Source organism: Rhizobium sp. Nf11,1, assembly GCF_050587665.1.
GTDB lineage: Bacteria > Pseudomonadota > Alphaproteobacteria > Rhizobiales > Rhizobiaceae > Rhizobium.
In genome coordinates this window covers 505,950-522,677 of the sequence record NZ_JBOBHU010000002.1, presented here as the reverse complement: position 1 = coordinate 522,677, position 16,728 = coordinate 505,950, and the positions used below count along the sequence as shown (strand labels likewise).

16 protein-coding genes are annotated in these 16,728 nt (G+C 60.8%); 11 read left to right on the top strand and 5 right to left on the bottom strand.

Annotated elements, in window-relative coordinates; genetic code table 11:
- The first annotated feature begins 29 nt into the window (after positions 1-29).
- From ACQ7C1_RS05370 to ACQ7C1_RS05340, 7 genes are all read left to right on the top strand, one after another.
- Entirely contained in the window at positions 30-1,358 is a 1,329-nt protein-coding gene (locus ACQ7C1_RS05370) for an ABC transporter substrate-binding protein (protein ID WP_183705614.1), read from the top strand.
- Positions 1,358-2,296, top strand: a complete 939-nt coding sequence (locus ACQ7C1_RS05365; RefSeq protein WP_430957586.1) for a carbohydrate ABC transporter permease — start codon at positions 1,358-1,360, stop codon at positions 2,294-2,296. The genes ACQ7C1_RS05370 and ACQ7C1_RS05365 overlap by 1 nt, the downstream gene beginning before the upstream one ends.
- A complete protein-coding gene (locus tag ACQ7C1_RS05360) occupies positions 2,296-3,111 on the top strand; it encodes a carbohydrate ABC transporter permease (RefSeq protein ID WP_085781403.1) in 816 nt (271 codons plus the stop codon). The genes ACQ7C1_RS05365 and ACQ7C1_RS05360 overlap by 1 nt, the downstream gene beginning before the upstream one ends.
- An 18-nt stretch (positions 3,112-3,129) precedes the next feature.
- Positions 3,130-4,116 (top strand): sugar kinase, encoded by a 987-nt coding sequence (locus tag ACQ7C1_RS05355; protein ID WP_430957585.1) that lies wholly within the window; start codon positions 3,130-3,132, stop codon positions 4,114-4,116.
- Positions 4,117-4,439: 323 nt separating this feature from the next.
- Positions 4,440-4,823: a hypothetical protein gene (locus ACQ7C1_RS05350; protein WP_430957584.1), complete on the top strand. Its 384-nt coding sequence runs from the start codon at positions 4,440-4,442 to the stop codon at positions 4,821-4,823.
- Positions 4,824-4,972: 149 nt separating this feature from the next.
- Positions 4,973-5,539 carry a sugar transferase gene (locus ACQ7C1_RS05345; RefSeq protein WP_221113718.1) on the top strand — a complete coding sequence of 189 codons (567 nt, stop codon included), beginning with the start codon at positions 4,973-4,975 and terminating at the stop codon, positions 5,537-5,539.
- A gap of 123 nt (positions 5,540-5,662) precedes the next feature.
- Complete coding sequence (locus ACQ7C1_RS05340) at positions 5,663-7,714, top strand: polysaccharide biosynthesis protein (protein ID WP_430957583.1); 2,052 nt, start codon at positions 5,663-5,665, stop codon at positions 7,712-7,714.
- Here ACQ7C1_RS05340 and ACQ7C1_RS05335 read toward each other — a convergent pair.
- The 3 genes from ACQ7C1_RS05335 to ACQ7C1_RS05325 form a co-directional block, all read right to left on the bottom strand.
- Positions 7,690-8,964: an O-antigen ligase family protein gene (locus ACQ7C1_RS05335; protein ID WP_430957582.1), complete on the bottom strand. Its 1,275-nt coding sequence runs from the start codon at positions 8,962-8,964 to the stop codon at positions 7,690-7,692. The genes ACQ7C1_RS05340 and ACQ7C1_RS05335 overlap by 25 nt on opposite strands.
- Before the next feature lie 360 nt (positions 8,965-9,324).
- Positions 9,325-9,573, bottom strand: coding sequence for a hypothetical protein (locus ACQ7C1_RS05330; RefSeq protein ID WP_183704113.1), 249 nt, complete (start codon positions 9,571-9,573; stop codon positions 9,325-9,327).
- A gap of 34 nt (positions 9,574-9,607) precedes the next feature.
- Positions 9,608-9,994 carry a DUF2934 domain-containing protein gene (locus ACQ7C1_RS05325; RefSeq protein ID WP_221113955.1) on the bottom strand — a complete coding sequence of 129 codons (387 nt, stop codon included), beginning with the start codon at positions 9,992-9,994 and terminating at the stop codon, positions 9,608-9,610.
- Between the two features lie 187 nt (positions 9,995-10,181).
- On the opposite strand from ACQ7C1_RS05325, the gene ACQ7C1_RS05320 reads away from it, so the two are divergent.
- Together ACQ7C1_RS05320 and uxuA are read left to right on the top strand one after the other, a co-directional pair.
- The gene (locus ACQ7C1_RS05320) at positions 10,182-10,904 is read left to right on the top strand and encodes a GntR family transcriptional regulator (RefSeq protein WP_430957581.1); all 723 of its coding nucleotides are present in this window, start codon (positions 10,182-10,184) and stop codon (positions 10,902-10,904) included.
- Positions 10,905-10,949: 45 nt separating this feature from the next.
- The gene (gene uxuA / locus ACQ7C1_RS05315) at positions 10,950-12,137 is read left to right on the top strand and encodes a mannonate dehydratase (RefSeq protein WP_430957580.1); all 1,188 of its coding nucleotides are present in this window, start codon (positions 10,950-10,952) and stop codon (positions 12,135-12,137) included.
- Positions 12,138-12,194: 57 nt separating this feature from the next.
- Here uxuA and ACQ7C1_RS05310 read toward each other — a convergent pair whose 3' ends face one another.
- Positions 12,195-12,842 carry a TetR/AcrR family transcriptional regulator gene (locus ACQ7C1_RS05310; protein WP_097599755.1) on the bottom strand — a complete coding sequence of 216 codons (648 nt, stop codon included), beginning with the start codon at positions 12,840-12,842 and terminating at the stop codon, positions 12,195-12,197.
- A 136-nt stretch (positions 12,843-12,978) separates the two neighbouring features.
- Here ACQ7C1_RS05310 and ACQ7C1_RS05305 point away from each other — a divergent pair, with 136 nt between their 5' ends.
- Positions 12,979-14,163, top strand: a complete 1,185-nt coding sequence (locus ACQ7C1_RS05305) for an HlyD family secretion protein (protein WP_430957579.1) — start codon at positions 12,979-12,981, stop codon at positions 14,161-14,163.
- A 24-nt stretch (positions 14,164-14,187) separates the two neighbouring features.
- Complete coding sequence (locus ACQ7C1_RS05300) at positions 14,188-15,771, top strand: DHA2 family efflux MFS transporter permease subunit (protein WP_183704122.1); 1,584 nt, start codon at positions 14,188-14,190, stop codon at positions 15,769-15,771.
- An 82-nt stretch (positions 15,772-15,853) separates the two neighbouring features.
- Here the strand turns inward: ACQ7C1_RS05300 and ACQ7C1_RS05295 are convergent, their stop codons facing one another.
- Positions 15,854-16,723, bottom strand: coding sequence for an aldose 1-epimerase family protein (locus ACQ7C1_RS05295; RefSeq protein ID WP_183704124.1), 870 nt, complete (start codon positions 16,721-16,723; stop codon positions 15,854-15,856).
- Between the last annotated feature and the right edge of the window lie 5 nt (positions 16,724-16,728).

Sequence of the window (16,728 nt, the reverse complement as noted above, 5' to 3'; positions counted from 1 at the left end):
GAGATCACCGGCAAAAGAGGAGGATAGACATGCCATCATTCTTCAACCCGACGCGGCGCGGATTTCTGGCGGGCACCGCCGCTCTTGGCGCCAGCAGCATGTTCGGCATGCGGCCGGCAGCCGCTGCGGTCGACTGGAAGCGCTTCGCCGGCACCACGCTCGAAGTCAACCTGGTCAAGAGCCCGCGCAGCGAAATCCTGACCAAGTACCTGTCCGAGTTCGAGGAGCTCACCGGCATCAAGGTCAATGCCGAAGCAACGCCCGAACAGCAGCAGCGACAGAAGACGACCATTGAGCTGAGCTCCGGCAAGCCGAGCTTCGACGTTGTGCACCTGAGCTATCACGTCCAGAAACGGCAATTCGAGAAAGGTGGCTGGCTTGCCGATATCAGCGGCTTTCTCAAGGACGCCTCGCTGACCGATCCCTCGCTGGTGGAAAGCGATTTCGCCGAAGCAGGCCTCGCCTTCGCCAAGGACGCCAACGGCGTTCTGCGGTCGCTGCCTTTCTCGGTCGATTACTGGATCATCTACTGGAACAAGGCGCTGTTCGAGAAGAAGGGGCTTGCCTACCCCACGAGCTTCGAAGAACTGGCAAGTGCCGCAGAGGCGCTCACCGATGCCTCCGCCAACACCTACGGCTTCGTCGCCCGCGGCCTCAAGAATGCCAATACGCCGGTCTGGACGACATTGCTGCTCGGCTATGGTTCCAGCCCGCTCGGCCCGGACGGCAAGCTGCGAACGACATCGCAGGAAGCGATCGAGGCGGCCAAGCTTTACCAGAGACTGATGACCAAGACCGCGCCTCCCGGCGTTTCCGGCTTCAACTGGGCCGAGGCGCAGTCGGCCTTCTTGCAAGGCAAGATCGGGATGTGGCTTGATGGCGTCGGTTTCGCCCCACCGATCGAGAATCCGGAAAAGTCGCGCGTCGTCGGCCAGGTCGGTTACGGCGTCATGCCGAAAGGACCGAAGGCGCAGGCCGCGGGCACCTTCGGCGACGGCCTCGGCGTCGTCGCGGCAAGCCAGAAGAAGGAAGCAGCCTATCTGTTCTGCCAGTGGGCGATTTCGCACGACATGGGTGCACGCCTGCTGCAGGCCGGCGCCGGCGTTCCGTTCCGCCAGTCCGTCCTTGCGGATGCGAAGGTCCGCGAAGGCGTCAAGATGCCCGGCTCATGGCTGGATGCCGTTGCCGGCTCCGGCAAGATTTCCCAGCTCGCCCTGCCGGTCATCATTCCGGTCACCGAGTTCCGTGACATCTATGGCGTCGGCCTCACCAACATGATCGGCGGCGCCGATCCGGAAACCGAACTGAAGAAGGCGACGGCCCAGTTCGAACCGGTCCTGGCGAAAAGCGAGGGATAATGGCCTCGGCAGGCATCGAAACGGCCGCTATGGCCAAGGCGTCGAAAGGTGGGAGCAAACCGGACCGGTTTGCTCCCAACTACTGGCCCTTCGTCATCCCGGCGCTCATCGTCATCTCGGGCGTCATCGTCTTTCCATGGGTGTTCACGGTGTGGATGAGCGTCAACAGCTGGACGCTCGGCCAGTCGCAGGTCTTTGCGGGGCTGGACAATTATATCAGACTCGCCACCGACATGCGGTTCTGGGAGTCGCTGTGGCATACGGTGCTCTATACGGCGCTCTCCGTGCTGTTTCCCCTTTTTCTGGGGACGCTCGCCGCACTAATCTTCGATGCCAGATTCCCGCTGCGCGGCCTCATTCGAGGCATATTCGTGATGCCGATGATGGCGACCCCCGTCGCCATCGCGCTGGTGTGGACGATGATGTTCCACCCGCAGCTCGGCGTGCTCAACTATCTCCTCTCCTTCATCGGCATCGGCCCGCAGGAGTGGATCTACAATCAGGCGAGCGTCATTCCCTCGCTGGTCCTTGTCGAAAGCTGGCAGTGGACGCCGCTCGTCATGCTGATCGTGCTCGGCGGCCTGGCGGCGGTTCCGCGCGAACCTTATGAGAGCGCCGAGATCGACGGCGCCAATGTCTGGCAAAAATTCCGCTATCTGACTCTGCCGATGATCGCGCCCTTCCTGATGATTGCGGTGATCATCCGCAGCATCGATGCCGTGAAGAGCTTCGACATCATCTATGCCATGACCCAGGGCGGCCCCGGCACCGCCTCGGAAACGATCAACATCTATCTCTACAACACCGCCTTCGCCTATTACGACATCGGCTACGGCTCGGCCATGGCGGTCGTCTTCTTCATCCTCATCGTGCTGCTCTCCTTCGTCCTCATGATGATCCGGCAGCGCGTGAACTGGTCTGACGGGGAGGCACGCTGATGAAGCGCAAGACGCTCGATCGCATCGGACTGCTGTTCGTTGCGCTGGTGATGATCTCGCCGGTCGTCCTGTTTTTCCTCTGGATGATCTCGCTGTCGCTGAAATATGAGATCGACAACGGCGCCTATCCGCCGATCTTCATCCCGGAGCGTTTCGCCTGGTCGAACTATGTGAAGGTCTTCGAGGAGAATAATTTCTTCCTCTATCTCTGGAATTCGCTGCTGGTGACCGGCAGCGCCACGCTGCTGGCGCTCTTGATCGGCGTGCCGGCCGGCTATGGCATCGCGCGTCTGAAGGCGGAGAAATCGGCGATGGTCATCATGATCGCGCGCATGACGCCGGGCCTGTCCTTCCTCATTCCGCTCTTCCTCTTGTTCCAGTGGCTGAACCTGCTCGGCACGCTGATGCCCCAGATCATCATCCATCTCGTCGTCACCGTGCCGATCGTGGTATGGATCATGATCGGCTATTTCGAGACGACGCCGATGGAGCTGGAGGAGGCTGCAAGCATCGACGGCGCGACACCCTGGCAGGTTTTCCGTCTGGTCGCCCTGCCGATTGCGAGGCCCGGCATCGTCGTCGCCTTCATCCTGTCGGTGATCTTTTCCTGGAACAATTTCGTGTTCGGCATCGTGCTCGCCAGTCGCGAGACGCGCACGCTGCCGGTCGCCGTCTACAACATGCTGTCTTTCGAACAGGTCAGCTGGGGACCGCTCGCGGCCGCCGCATTGATCGTCACCTTGCCGGTCCTGATCTTGACGGTGTTTGCGCAACGGCAGATCGTGGCGGGCCTGACGGCGGGCGCCGTCAAGTGAGCAGGTGAGACAGAGATTTTGACGGCTTCTTCCGCCTTCGAGCCGCCTCCCGGTCCTGCGCGCCGCGTGCTCTGCGTCGGCGCGGCGGTGCTCGACACCTTGTTCCGCGTGCGCTCGCTGCCCACCGGCCAGGGCAAGATCCTGCCCTATGAAATGCTGCAGATCGCCGAAGGCATGGCGTCGAGCGCGGCATTCGCCGTCGCTCGGCTTGGCGGCCATGCCAGCCTCTGGGGCGCGGTCGGCGACGATGCCACGGGCGAACGCATTATTTCCGATCTCGCGGATAGCGCCATAGACACGAGCGGCATGACGGTTGTGCGGGGCGCCCGCTCGGCGGTCTCGACGATCCTCATCGATGATGAGGGCGAGCGCCTGATCGTGCCCTTCTACGATGCGCGGCTGCACGATACCGTCAAACCGGTCACCGAGCAGGATGTCTCCTCCTTCGATGCGGTTCTCGTTGACGTGCGATGGCCAAAGCTTGCGCTGGCGACGCTATTGGCGGCGAGGGGGGCGGCCAAGCCAGCCATCCTCGACGGCGACGTTGCGGGCGAGGGCGTCATCGAGATGCTGGCGCCGGCGGCGAGCCACATCGTCTTCTCACAGCCGGCTGCCGAGCGGCTTGCCGGGACGGCGGATCTCGTCGAGACCGTCGGCCTGCTGAAGCGGAAATTCGAACATGCCTTCATCAGCGTCACGGCTGGCGAAAACGGCTCCCTGTGGTTCGACGATGCAAGCGGCGACATACGTCACCTCGCCGCGCCGAAAGTGAGGGCCATCGACACGCTTGCGGCCGGCGACATCTTCCACGGCGCTTTCGCGCTGGCCATCGCAGAAGGCCTGCCGATCGAAGAGACGATGCGATTGTCGTCCATGGCGGCGGCGCTGAAATGCCAAGTGTTCGGCGGCCGCATCGGTGCACCCACGCGAGCCGAAGCGTGCGATGCTCTACGGGATTGGAACGTCCGCGTTTCCCAGAAGGCGAGCGATATCAAGTTCAGATGAGGCCGGACATCGTATCCTCGCCGACCGCGAGTCGCGCCTCCGCGGTTCGTATGCGGCGGAGCAAAAGGGGAGATGCGTGGCTTCCTTGAGCATAATGCGCGCGCCGGAACGCGTTATATGCGTCATCGCCACGATCATGAACATCCCGCAGGTCGTCGCCCTCTTCAGGGACGGCAGCGGCAAGACGACGATTGCCGCGCGTCTTGCCCAGCATCTTGCCGTGGCGGTCACCGGCTTCTTGCCGTCAATCTCGATGCGCAGCGTCCCTTTCTCCCACACGGCTTTCACCCGGAGGTCGAGGGCGACGTCAACACACCAATCCAATGCTGCGCAGCATCGAGATCTCCAATGCGGCGATAACAAACCACGCACAGAAGTTTACTGCAGTAAACAATGAGAACGAGCCCGTAGCGACCAGAAACAGCATATCATCTATGATGGAATTGGCGTTTGGTGCGGCCACCCGCAGCATCGCTACCTTGGTTGCCAAAGCCGATGCCGACAAAGGCGATCGAAGGGCAGCTGGCGAGCGGGAGACGGTGATCGATTTCGCCCATACGCTGATCGAAGATCCTTTCCTGCAGGAGGCCCGGTTCTGTAGGCCTGCCAGAGATCGGCGCCTGTGGACCATAGGGCGCGGTTGGGCGCGATCTGATGGCAGCGGCTACGTCGTGCGTTCCAAGCTCGAAGTGAGCCCCTTTGCCTAGGCCTACAAGGCAAGGATCTGATCGACGATCGGTCGGCGTTTCCTGGAGAAACGGCGCGGTTGGAGTTGACGCGAAAGGGTTTTTGACGATACGGCGCTGTGGCGTATGGGCGGAAATCCGCTGAAGAGGCAATGGAAGAAGTACGGGGCATGGGCTTGAAACGCGCGGTGGATTTTTTCCTGGCTTTGTTGGCTTCGGTCATCCTGCTCGTTCCGATCCTTGTCGTCGCTCTCAGTGTCCGGCTGACGTCGCCAGGACCGATCCTCTACTGGTCAAAACGTATCGGGCGTTTCAATCAGATCTTCCTGATGCCAAAATTCCGCAGCATGCGCGTCGACACGCCGACAGTCGCGACACATCTGCTCGAAAATCCCGAGCGGTTTCTGACGCCCATCGGCTCGTTTCTGCGCAAATCCAGTCTCGACGAACTGCCCCAGCTCTGGTGCATTCTGGCGGGCAAGATGAGTTTCGTCGGGCCGCGCCCGGCGCTCTACAATCAATATGACCTGATCGCATTGCGGACGGCCCACGGCGTCGACAAGCTCCTGCCGGGATTGACCGGATGGGCGCAGATCAACGGGCGTGACGAATTGCCGATTCCGGAGAAGGTGAAATTCGATGTCGAATATCTTGAGCGACGCTCCGTCGGTTTCGACATGCGCATCCTGTTTCTGACGGCCGAGAAGGTCGTTCGCCGGAAGGGAATAAAGCACTAGCTTACCTACTTCTGATAGATAAGCGGTGCGGAAGGCTTTGATTTCCGATTATTTCAGTTGCGCTCGTTGCAGAAAATGACAAGAAGGTGGTTGTCTGATTGATCCGCGAGACGCTGGGAAGCAATGCCTGAAAATACCCCCACTGAGACGCCACGCGCGAGATGGTTCTTGGTGCCGATGCAGGCGCTCGTCGCCCCTCTGCTGGCCATGCCGCGTGCTGCCAAACGCGCTCTCGCCTTGCTGGTGGATTCCGGTCTTTGTGTCCTGACGATCTGGCTGGCCTATTGCTTCCGTCTGAACGAATGGACGGTGCTAACTGGCGTGCAGTGGTTACCGGTCTTCGTTTCCTTGTGCATGGCGCTTCCCATCTTCATCGTCATGGGCATGTATCGGGCGATCTTCCGTTATGCCAACATGGCCGCTTTCATTGCCGTTCTAAAAGCAATTGCGATTTACGGCGTCGCCTTCATGACGATATTTACGGCGCTCAGCGTCCCGGGCGTTCCGAGAACCGTCGGCATTCTCCAGCCCTTCCTGCTGCTGATTGCGATCGGCCTGTCACGGTTGGGCATCCGCTATTGGCTCGGGGATACCTATCAGCGTATTCTTCACCAGAATACGCTCGATAAGGTGCTGATCTATGGGGCGGGAAATGCCGGGAGGCAACTCGCCGGCGCTCTGACGAACAGCGCTGAACTCAATGTCGTCGGCTACCTCGACGATGATCCCCGCCTTAAGGGCGGCATCATGGGCGGTTTGCCGATCTATGACCCGTCGGATCTTCCGGTGCTCGCCGAAGCACTTGGCGTGCACAACGTGCTTCTTGCTCTCCCATCCGCGTCGCGGCAGCGTCGCAATGAAATTCTCGAGCATATCCGCAAAGCCAGGGTGAACGTCCGGACATTGCCGGATCTCACCGCGCTGGCTCAGGGACGAGTCGCGGTCTCCGATATTCGTGAGCTGGAGATCGAAGACCTGCTGGGCAGGGAAGCGGTTGCGCCGCGGCAAGAGCTGCTCGACAAGGCAATGCGCAACAAGGTGGTCATGGTCACGGGCGCCGGCGGCTCTATCGGCGGCGAGTTATGTCGCCAGATTCTGCGCAACGCGCCTTCGAGCCTTATCCTCATAGATCAGAACGAGTTTGCGCTTTATAATATCCATGCCGAATTGCTGAAGCTGGCCGAAGTTTACGAGCATGAGAGCCTGCAGATCGTGCCGATTCTTTGTTCCGTCCGCGATGAGGATCGCATGGAACATATCATGCAGAGCTGGCGGCCTCAGACGCTTTATCACGCCGCCGCTTACAAGCATGTGCCTCTCGTCGAACACAATGCCGTCGAAGGCATCAAGAACAATGTCATGGGGACATTGATCACCGCACGTGCGGCAAATAGATGCGGCGTCTCGAATTTCGTGCTGATCAGCACCGACAAAGCCGTGCGTCCGACCAATGTGATGGGCGCCAGCAAGAGGCTGGCGGAGATGGTGCTGCAGGCGCTTGCGGCAGAGCTGACCGCTGACAGACTGCGGACAAACTTCTCGATGGTCCGCTTCGGGAACGTCCTTGGTTCGTCCGGATCCGTCGTGCCACTGTTCCGGCAGCAGATCAAGGAAGGCGGTCCGGTTACCCTGACGCATCCGAAAATAACCCGCTACTTCATGACCATTTCGGAAGCCTCGCAACTTGTCATCCAGGCGGGCGCCATGGCCGAGGGCGGCGATGTTTTCCTGCTCGATATGGGCGAGCCCGTCCGCATTGCGGATCTCGCCCGCAAGATGGTCGAACTGTCCGGATTGACCGTCCGGGACGTGGATAATCCCGAAGGGGACATCGAGCTTTCCGTTACGGGCTTGAGGCCCGGCGAGAAGCTTTATGAAGAATTGTTGATCGGGGATAACCCCGAGACAACCGAACATCCGCGGATCATGAAGGCGCGCGAGGACTTCCTGTTGTGGCCGGAACTTTCGAAGAAGCTCAATTCGCTCAATGCGGCATTGGATCGAAACGACATGATCGCGGCCCGCGCGACCCTGGCAGAACTTGTTTCCGGCTATTCCTCAACGGGTGAAGTTTCCGATCTTGCGTTCACCGGCGGCGAAACCAGTCCGGCGCATGAAGATGTCAACGCGCTAGCCTCGGGCGCAGGAAATCAGCTTCGAACGACAGGTGCATAACGCGTGCTGCCCCGGTCCGCGCAAATAAGAGCGACCATATAGGCGAAGATCGGATCCAGCGCTTTTTGGTTGAACATGATACCGAAGCTGCCGGTTATAATGTAGCTGCTGGTCAGCAGGAGAGCGAGCGCTATGGCTAGATCCCGGCCAGGGCCAGGTTCCTTTTTCCACGCACCGATCACGGGTGCCAGGAGCAGCAATGAAAGCGCTGCGATGCCGACAAGGCCGGCGTCGATTCCCGCTGTGAGAAAGCCGTTATGGACATGTGAATAGGGCAGTTGCGGCCTTAGGCCCTCGGGGACTTCTGCCAGGACAGCAGCCATCCGGTTTTGCGGGCCATAGCCGGTGAACGGATCCTTGGTGATTGCCGATAGGGCGCCCTTGTAGAGAGCAACCCGCGCGCTCAGCGAGGTGATATCGCCATTGGTGCTTTCGAGCGATGACAGATTGTCCTGGAGCTCACGGACGCGATAGACAACCTGGTCGCTGCCCAAGGCGAGAAGTCCCAGCAACAATACCGAGCCGGTGATGGCGAGGCTGCGCAGACTGACATGAAATCGGTTTTTGGGAAAATACCAGAGGAAGATGACCAGCTGGACGGGGATGACCAGCCAGGCCGAGCGCGTTCCGGAAAGCAGCGCGCAGCCCAGACCCGCGGCATATCCCAATATCGCGATCTTTTGCTCCATGCTTTTGGGAGATTGAAGATTGAGTAGCGCGACGCCGCCGAAAAGCACGCCGATAACGCCCAGCAGCGCCGCGTTCGAGGTTCCCGCCTCCGCCCTGGGCATCAGGAATAGGACCTGAAGCAGACTGAAGAAAAAAGTAACGATCATGCCGAGACCCGCGCCGAGGATAAAGAGCGGCACAAGGCGGCCATCGGGAGATTGACGCATGCGCGGCAAGATCAGCCAGATCGAAAAGAACGGCAGGAGCCGGAAAATCCAATCCAGTTCTTCCGAGAAAGGCGGATTGACGAATATGCTGACGATCATCACCACAGGGTAAATCGTCATGCAAATGGCAACCACTCGGTCGGACTTCGACAGGTTCAAAGGAAAGTGGGCTCTTGCCAGGCAATAGAGGCCGGATAGCATCGACCCGAGTAGGATGAAGGAGTTGAAGTTAGGTGAAAGTCCGGGCAGGATTGCAAAGAGAAAGACCGCAATGCCATTGGTTCGATCAAGCGCGCTTCCAGACCCGTTCCCGGGATGTAGCACCGCAATCACGAGTTGCCTGAAATAATTCACTTGGTAGCCCTGACGTGTCGCTTTCCAGCCTCGCTAAGGACCGTTGTCACCGCTGTCAAGCCGTGAAGGCAGGAGTAACCTGCGCTTTTTTCACTGTCGTATTCCGGCAACAGCAGATTCGGATGCTCGTTGCTTCTGCTCGACGACGGTCGCAACAGTCTGCAATAGCAAAGCTGTTCCGAACAGAAAACACGTCTGAGGTGCGAGCCTATTGAGAAGCTTTGTCATCTGGCGGCGCATTCCCGCTATCAGGGAACGCCTGCAGGTACAGGATCTGAATCTCTCGCCATTCCAACCGAACTGGCCGGCGGTTATAGGACAGCGACGCGCCAGTCGCGCAGCCACTTTTGGTACCTGGAGCTATCGCCAATATGGACGCGGCGCGCTTTCCAACGATGACCGGCCGAGGAAATAGCCGAATCCGAATGCGAGAATACCAATAGTGAGCAATGCGCTTGCGGTGTGCGGGTGGTTTCTAGCCCCCGCCGTGACTGCATAGACCTCACGTTTCACCCCGCTGGCCGCCGATTGGGCAACTTTGGCCAGTCCTTCCGGCGGCTCGACGGGTGTGCCGGTAAATCCGGCGTCCAAGTCCTTTTTATCGACCATATCGGGAGACCTTTCCTGCATTGAAGACAGCAACTTATTCCTGCTCGCGTGTGCCGGGTGAGGCTTCGCGTTGGTCCGCGTCTTCGAGATCCGTCTTGACCAGGAAGGCATCGCTATGTTCGCGTGCGGCCTCTCGCAGCGCTTCGAGCTTGGGAGGATTGTCGGCCCCGCCATATTGCGCATTGAGCTCATGCTCGGCCCGAATCCAGTGATCCCGATGCCTGCCCTCCGGCCTGCCTTCCTTCTCCCACAGCGCATGTGCTCTTTTCCGGATCTCCTCCTCGCGGAGCACCGCCGGGCCGGTATCGTGTGTGGCTTTCCGCGCCATCTTCCCTTTCCGCGCACCGGCGAGGGAAGATTTCTTCAGCCGCGTGTCGTCGGTCGTGTCTTCATTTTTTGTGCGTCGTACCGGGTTCTTCATCGGCGCCTCCTTGATTGGTTCTCAACCAATTCGGCTGATCTAAGTTCCAACCAACAGTCTCGACCAGCATCGAAACGCATGGTCAAACGACCCCCAACCTCCAAATGTAATCCATTCCTTCGCAGGCCTTGGCAGGGTGTCGCAGCTAATATACTAGTATGCCAGAACACGATCACTGGTCTCGACTATGCGGCAGTCCTCGGAAGCCCAAGCGCTTGCAGTTTCGATTTCCCAGGAAGTCGGCCCGAAGTTGCGCCGCGTCACCACGGCCGGTGCCATATACGAACGTCTCTATGCCGACATCGTCTCGCTCAGGATGCCGCCTGGCCTGTTGCTGCAGGAAAAGCGGATCGCCGAGGATTTCGGGGTGAGCCGCACACCGGTGCGCGAGGCACTGCTCAGGCTCTCCGAGGGCGGGCTGGTCGACATCTATCCGCAGTCAGGCACGGTCGTGTCGCGTGTGCCTGTCGCGTCGATCCCCGAGGCGGTGGTCGTGCGCAAAGCGCTCGAAGGTACGACCGTCGAGACTGCGGCCGAAACCGCCAGCGCTGCCGATATTGCTCATCTGGATGCGATCATCTTCCGGCAGCGGTCGCATGGCGCGGCCGGCAACGCCTCGAACTTTCATGAGGAAGACGAGGCCTTTCATGAGGCGATCGCTGAGATAGCAGGTTATCCCGGCATCTGGGCAATTCTGAAGACGGTCAAGGTGCAGATCGACCGGGCGCGGCGGCTGGCGCTGCCGGCGCTTGGACGCATGGACAATGTGGTCCGCGAACACATCGTCATTCGCGACGCGCTCGCCGCCCATGATGCTGCGGCTGCGCGCGGCGCGATGATCCATCACTTGAGCGCCGTCATTCCCGATGTCGATGAGCTGCGCTCGCGTTACCCCGATTATTTCTGCTGACGGCAGAATCACCGCGAAAACGAAGAGGCGAGGGAAGGAAGAAGGATGCGACAGGGTTGGAGATGGTTCGGACCGGAAGCGCCGGTGACGCTGGATGATGTCCGTCAGACGGGCGCGACCAATATCGTCTCGTCGCTCCATCAAGTGCCGATCGGCAGGGCCTGGACGGAAAGGGAAGTGCGCGAACGCCAGTCTCTGATCGAGACGACGCCGGCGGACCGCTCGCCACTCGTCTGGTCGGTCGTCGAAAGCATTCCGATCCCTGATGCAGTCAAGCGCAGAGGCGGGGAGGCGAAGGCTGAAATCGAGGCGTGGATCGCCAGCCTCGAAGCGGTCGCCGCCTGCGGCATTCCGATCGTCTGCTATAATTTTATGCCTGTCGTGGACTGGACTCGCACCGACCTCGATTTCGTGACGGCGACAGGGGCCACCGCCATGCGCTTCGATCATGAGCGTTTTGCAGCCTTCGACCTCTTTATTCTGGAACGGCCGGGTGCGGCCCAGCAATATTCCGATGAGGATCGCGAACGGGCGCGTGTCGTCTATGAGGCCATGTCGGAGGAGGAGGTCGCCGACCTCACCCGCATTATCGCCTCGGCTCTTCCCGGCTCGACGACCGAGCCCCTTACCATTCCGGCCTTCAGGGAAAAACTCGTCGCCTATAGCAGCATCGATGCCGCAAGACTGCGCCGGCACCTGATCGAATTCCTCGAAGCCGTGACGCCGGCCGCGGAAGCACGCGGCGTCAAGCTGACGCTGCATCCCGACGATCCGCCGCGCTCGCTCTTCGGCCTGCCGCGCATCGCCTCGACGGCCGATGATTATGCCGCTCTCTTCGATGCAGTGCCGTCGGCGGCGAACGGTATGTGTTATTGCACCGGCAGCCTCGGCGTGCGCGCCGACAACGACCTGCCGGCGATCGCCCGGCGGTTCGCTTCGCGCATCCACTTCGCGCATCTGCGTGCAACGACGCGTGAAGGCGACGGTCGGACGTTCCACGAAAGCGCGCATCTGGAAGGTGATGTCGACATGGTCGCGGTTCTCCGCGAACTGGTTGCAGAAGACCGCCGCCGCGCTCCCGAAGACACCATCGTCTTCCGCTCGGACCATGGCCACCGCATGCTTGACGATCTCGACAAAACGGTCACGCCCGGCTACCCCGCCATTGGCCGCATGCGCGGCCTTGCCGAGCTTCGCGGCATCCTGCATGCGCTGGACGCCCCGCCGACCTGAGGGGATCGGCGTCGCCTGGCACAGAAAATCATTGCGCTCTGGAGCCCAAGCGACACTTCAGAGCGCGCAACCCTTCAGGAACAGATCCGTGCACATCTTCGCCCTGGCGGCGATCTCCTCGATCCCCGGCGGCTGTTGCTGGCGCAGCATCGCGGCGCGCTGCGGCTCCATGATCATCATCCCACGGAGCATCCCGCAGGCGGCATGTGGATCGTCGAGTGCGATCAGTCCGCGATCGATCTGTCTACGCAGCCAGTCTTCCATCAGCGCGTTGGTCCTGACGATCGCTTTCTCATAGAAGGTCGTGGCGATCTCTGGAAAGCGGTCGGACTCGCTGATGACGAGCCGAGTCACGGTGATCGTGTCCAGCGAGAGCGTCAGCATGCCATAGGCCGTCAGCATGCGCTCCAACCCTTGCCTGAGGTCCAATACCGCAAGCGTTCCGGGATCGAGCGACATGAGGAAGCGCCCCGTCCGCTCGATGATCATCTCGGAAAACAGATCCGCCTTGGTCGGAAACAGCCGGTAGAGCGTCTTGGTCGAGACACCAGCCCCTTGCGCGATCGCGGCGATGCTTGCCGCGGCATAACCATTCTCGTGGAACTGCCGGTTAGCCGCCTCGATGATCACGCTTCTCGTATCGTCGTCGCAGCGGACTTGCGGTCGTCCTCGCGGTCTCTTCTCGATTTCGTGATTTTGGACCATGACTATTTTCCAAATTCTTGTTGACACCGATTTTATAGAGCATATTTTGGAAAACAACAAGTTTCCAAAAGTGGAACTGACGTGAATTTAAAGGCCGCAGCCGGTAGCGACAGCGACCAGTAATAGGAGAAAGGCAATGTCCATTAGTACGCTGCAGGCCCTGAACAACAACGCGCCTGTCACCGAAACCACGGCGGAGGCCGCGCCGGCAACCCTTGATGCCGGCAACACGCCACGCATCGTCGAAGCTGCCCCCGTTTTGGAGCCTCCCGCCCGCAAGCGCCGTGGCCGCGGACTGTTGCTGGGCGCGACGGCCATCGCCCTTATCGCCGCCGCCAGTTATTACGGCCATAGTTACTGGACCGTCGGCCGCTTCGAGATCTCCACCGACGACGCCTATGTGAAGGCCGACAATACGACTGTCGCGCCAAAGATTTCGGGCTACATTGCGGAAGTGCTCGTCGGCGACAACCAGGTGGTCAGGGCGGGTCAGCCGCTCGCACGCATCGATGATCGCGATTTCCGTGCCGCTCTCGATCAGGCCAAGGCCGATGTCGCCGCTGCCGAGGCGACGCTCAATGCCAAGCAGGCCTCGCTCGATATTCAGCAGTCGACGATTGCCGCAGCCCGCGCCACGGTCGAGGTCGACAAGGCAAACGAGACCTTCGCCGAACAGAACAACAAGCGTTACGCCAATCTCGCCACCAGCGGTTATGCGCCGGTTCAGACGGCGCAGCAGGCCGCTTCCGCCATCGCCGCCGCCCAGGCGGCCATTGTACGCGATAATGCTGCGCTGGATGCCGCCGTCAAGCAGGTCGACCTTCTCAATGCCGAACTCGCCCAGGCGAAGGCGACGCTCGCCCATGACCGGGCCGTCCAGCATCAGGCTGAACTGAACCTCTCCTATGCAACGATTACCGCCCCTGTCGACGGCACCGTCGGCAACAGGACGCTGCGGGTCGGCCAGTACGTGCAGGCGGGCACCCAGCTGATGTCGGTTGTACCCACGAGCGCGGTCTACGTGATCGCCAACTACAAGGAAACGCAGCTGACCGATGTTCGCGCCGGCCAGCCGGTGGATATCGAGGTCGATACTTTCCCAGGCCGCATCTATCGGGGCCATGTCGATAGCCTTGCTCCGGCAAGCGGCCAGGAATTCGCGCTTCTTCCTCCCGACAATGCGACCGGCAACTTCACCAAGGTCGTTCAGCGCATTCCGGTCAAGATCGTGCTGGACGGCGAAGCCGCCAATGGCGACCTGCGACCCGGCATGTCCGTTCAACCGAGCATCGACACCAAGGCCGATGCCGACCGCAGTTAGGCGCGGGGATTAGGAGATCGTGTCATGTCCACCATCGCAGCAACAGCCGCCCCCATATCGCAGCCGGGCGCCGGCACCAAGGAATGGATCGCCGTTCTCGCCGGCATGATCGGCGCCTTTATGGCGATCCTCAACATCCAGATCACCAATGCCTCCCTCCTCGACATCGAGGGTGGCATCGGAACGGGCGTCGACAACGGCGCCTGGATATCGACCTCCTACCTGATCGGGGAGATCGTCGTCATTCCGCTGACGGCCTATTTCAGCAATGTCTTCTCGTTCCGCCGCTATATCCTCGTCAATTCCATTCTCTTTCCGCTGTTTTCAATGGCTTGTGCCTTCGCGCATGATCTCGGCACGATGATCCTGCTGCGCGGCCTGCAGGGCTTTGCCGGTGGCGTACTGATCCCCATGGCCTTCACCATGGTGCTAACCAAACTGCCGAAGACCCAGCAGCCGCTGGGGCTCGCGATCTTCGCGCTGTCGGTAACTTTCGCCCCGGCCATCGGCCCGACGATCGGCGGCTACCTGACGGAGAATTATGGCTGGCAGACGATCTTCTTCATCAACACGATCCCGAGCCTCGTTATGGCGGCCGCTCTCGCCCTGACGCTGGAAAAGCAGCCAATGCAGCTCCACCTTCTGAGGGAAGGCGACTGGGCCGGCATCTTTACCATGGCGGTCGGCCTCTCGGCGCTGCAGACCGTGCTGGAGGAAGGCAACAAGGAAGACTGGTTCTCCTCGCCCTTCATCGTCAAGCTCAGCCTTGTCGCCTTCGTCTTTCTCGCCGCCTTCATCTGGATCGAGCTGACGGTCAAGAAGCCGCTGGTCAAGCTGCGGCTGCTCACTCAGCGCAATTTCGGCATCGGCGTGCTGGTCAACGTCCTGGTCGGCGTCGCGCTCTTTGGCACAGTCTATATCCTGCCGCAATATCTCGGTCAGGTGCAGCGTTATAATGCCGAGCAGATCGGCAACGTGCTCGCCTGGACCGGCCTGCCGCAGTTGTTGCTTATTCCGCTGGTGCCTGTTCTCATGAAGCGTTTCGACGCACGCTATATCGGCTTCCTCGGTATCTCGATCTTCGCGATCAGCTGCTTCATGAACATCATGCTTTCGGCCGACAATGCCGGCGACCAGTTCTGGATCCCGAATATTGTCCGTGCCGTTGGCCAGGCCCTGGTGCTGACCCCGATCACAGCCATTACGACGGCCGGCATTGCTCCATCAGATGCCGCCGCCGCCTCTGGCCTGACCAACATGCTGCGCAATCTTGGCGGCGCGGTCGGCACCGCCTCTCTCGGCACCATCCTGACGAAGCGCGAACAGTTCCATTCCAATATCATCGGTCAGTCGATTACGCTGAGCCGTGACGAAGTTCGCGATCGCCTGGGCAAGCTTTCCGGCTACTTCATCCAGCATGGCGTCACCGATCCGGCTGTCGCATCGCAAAAGGCGGTCGTTGCGATTGGCCAGATCGTCAAGCGCCAGGCATTGATCTTGGGCTTCAGCGATACTTTCGCTGTCATCGGCGTGGTGCTTGCAGTGGCGGCATTTGCCCTGCTCCTCACCAAAAAGCCTCAGGCCGGCGGCGGTGCGGGCGCCCATTGAAACCCGGACACCGCAGGAAGATCCTCCGTGGGGAAAGCCCTCCTTTGCACGCCATGCGAAGGAGGGCGTTCACACGTGAACGCTACTGGCCGATCTCGACCGTGAAGGCGAAACGCGCAACAGCGCCCGGTGCAAGCAGCGTCGTCGAGGGCCGTTCCGAGAGTTCGCTCGAAGCTCCGGCCTGCGCAGCCGTCCCGTGCCACGGCTCGACGCAGAGGAAGGGCGCGCCCGGCTTGGTCCAGAGAGCGAGGTTGGGCAGGTTTTCGAAGCGGAACCGCAGGCTTGGCCCGCCTTCGGCCCCGTAGCGCAGCCCTTCGCCCGCACCCTTGGGGAAGATCATCGCATCCTGCTCGAACATCGCGTGATCCAGAACCAGACGTCCGGCATGAAACGGCGAAGGCAGCGCTGGGGGATTGATAAGGCCGCCCGCCAGCCGCACGAGTTCAGGCTCGCCCTGGTTGTCGAGCGTGATGATGTGGGCGCGTCCGGTAGCGCCGGGCAGCGGCCAGGCGAAGGCGGAGTGGAATCCAAGCCCGAAGGGCATCGTCTTCCGGTCGCGGTTGGTCACCTCGGCGCTGACGGTCAGCGCCCGGCCTTCTACCGCATGCTCCACGGCCAGCAGGAATTCGAACGGATAGACCGCCCGGGTACTCTCCGAGGCGGCAAGCTCGTACCGGCACATCGTTGCCGCGGATGCCGCGAGGGAAAACTCGCTGCGGCGGGCAAAACCATGCTGGGCCATCGGATAGATCGTGCCGTCGATTGCGATCTTGTCGTCCGGGGCCTTGCCGACGATCGGAAACAGGATCGGCGAACGCCCGGTCCAGAAGGCGGCGTCGCCCGTCCATAGCCAGGAGCGTCCGTCGCTTGATTTAAGCGCCTGCATCTCGGCGCCGAGGGAGGAGACATCGACGGTGAGGTCCTGATTGCCGATCCGGATTGAGGCTGGCATCGCAA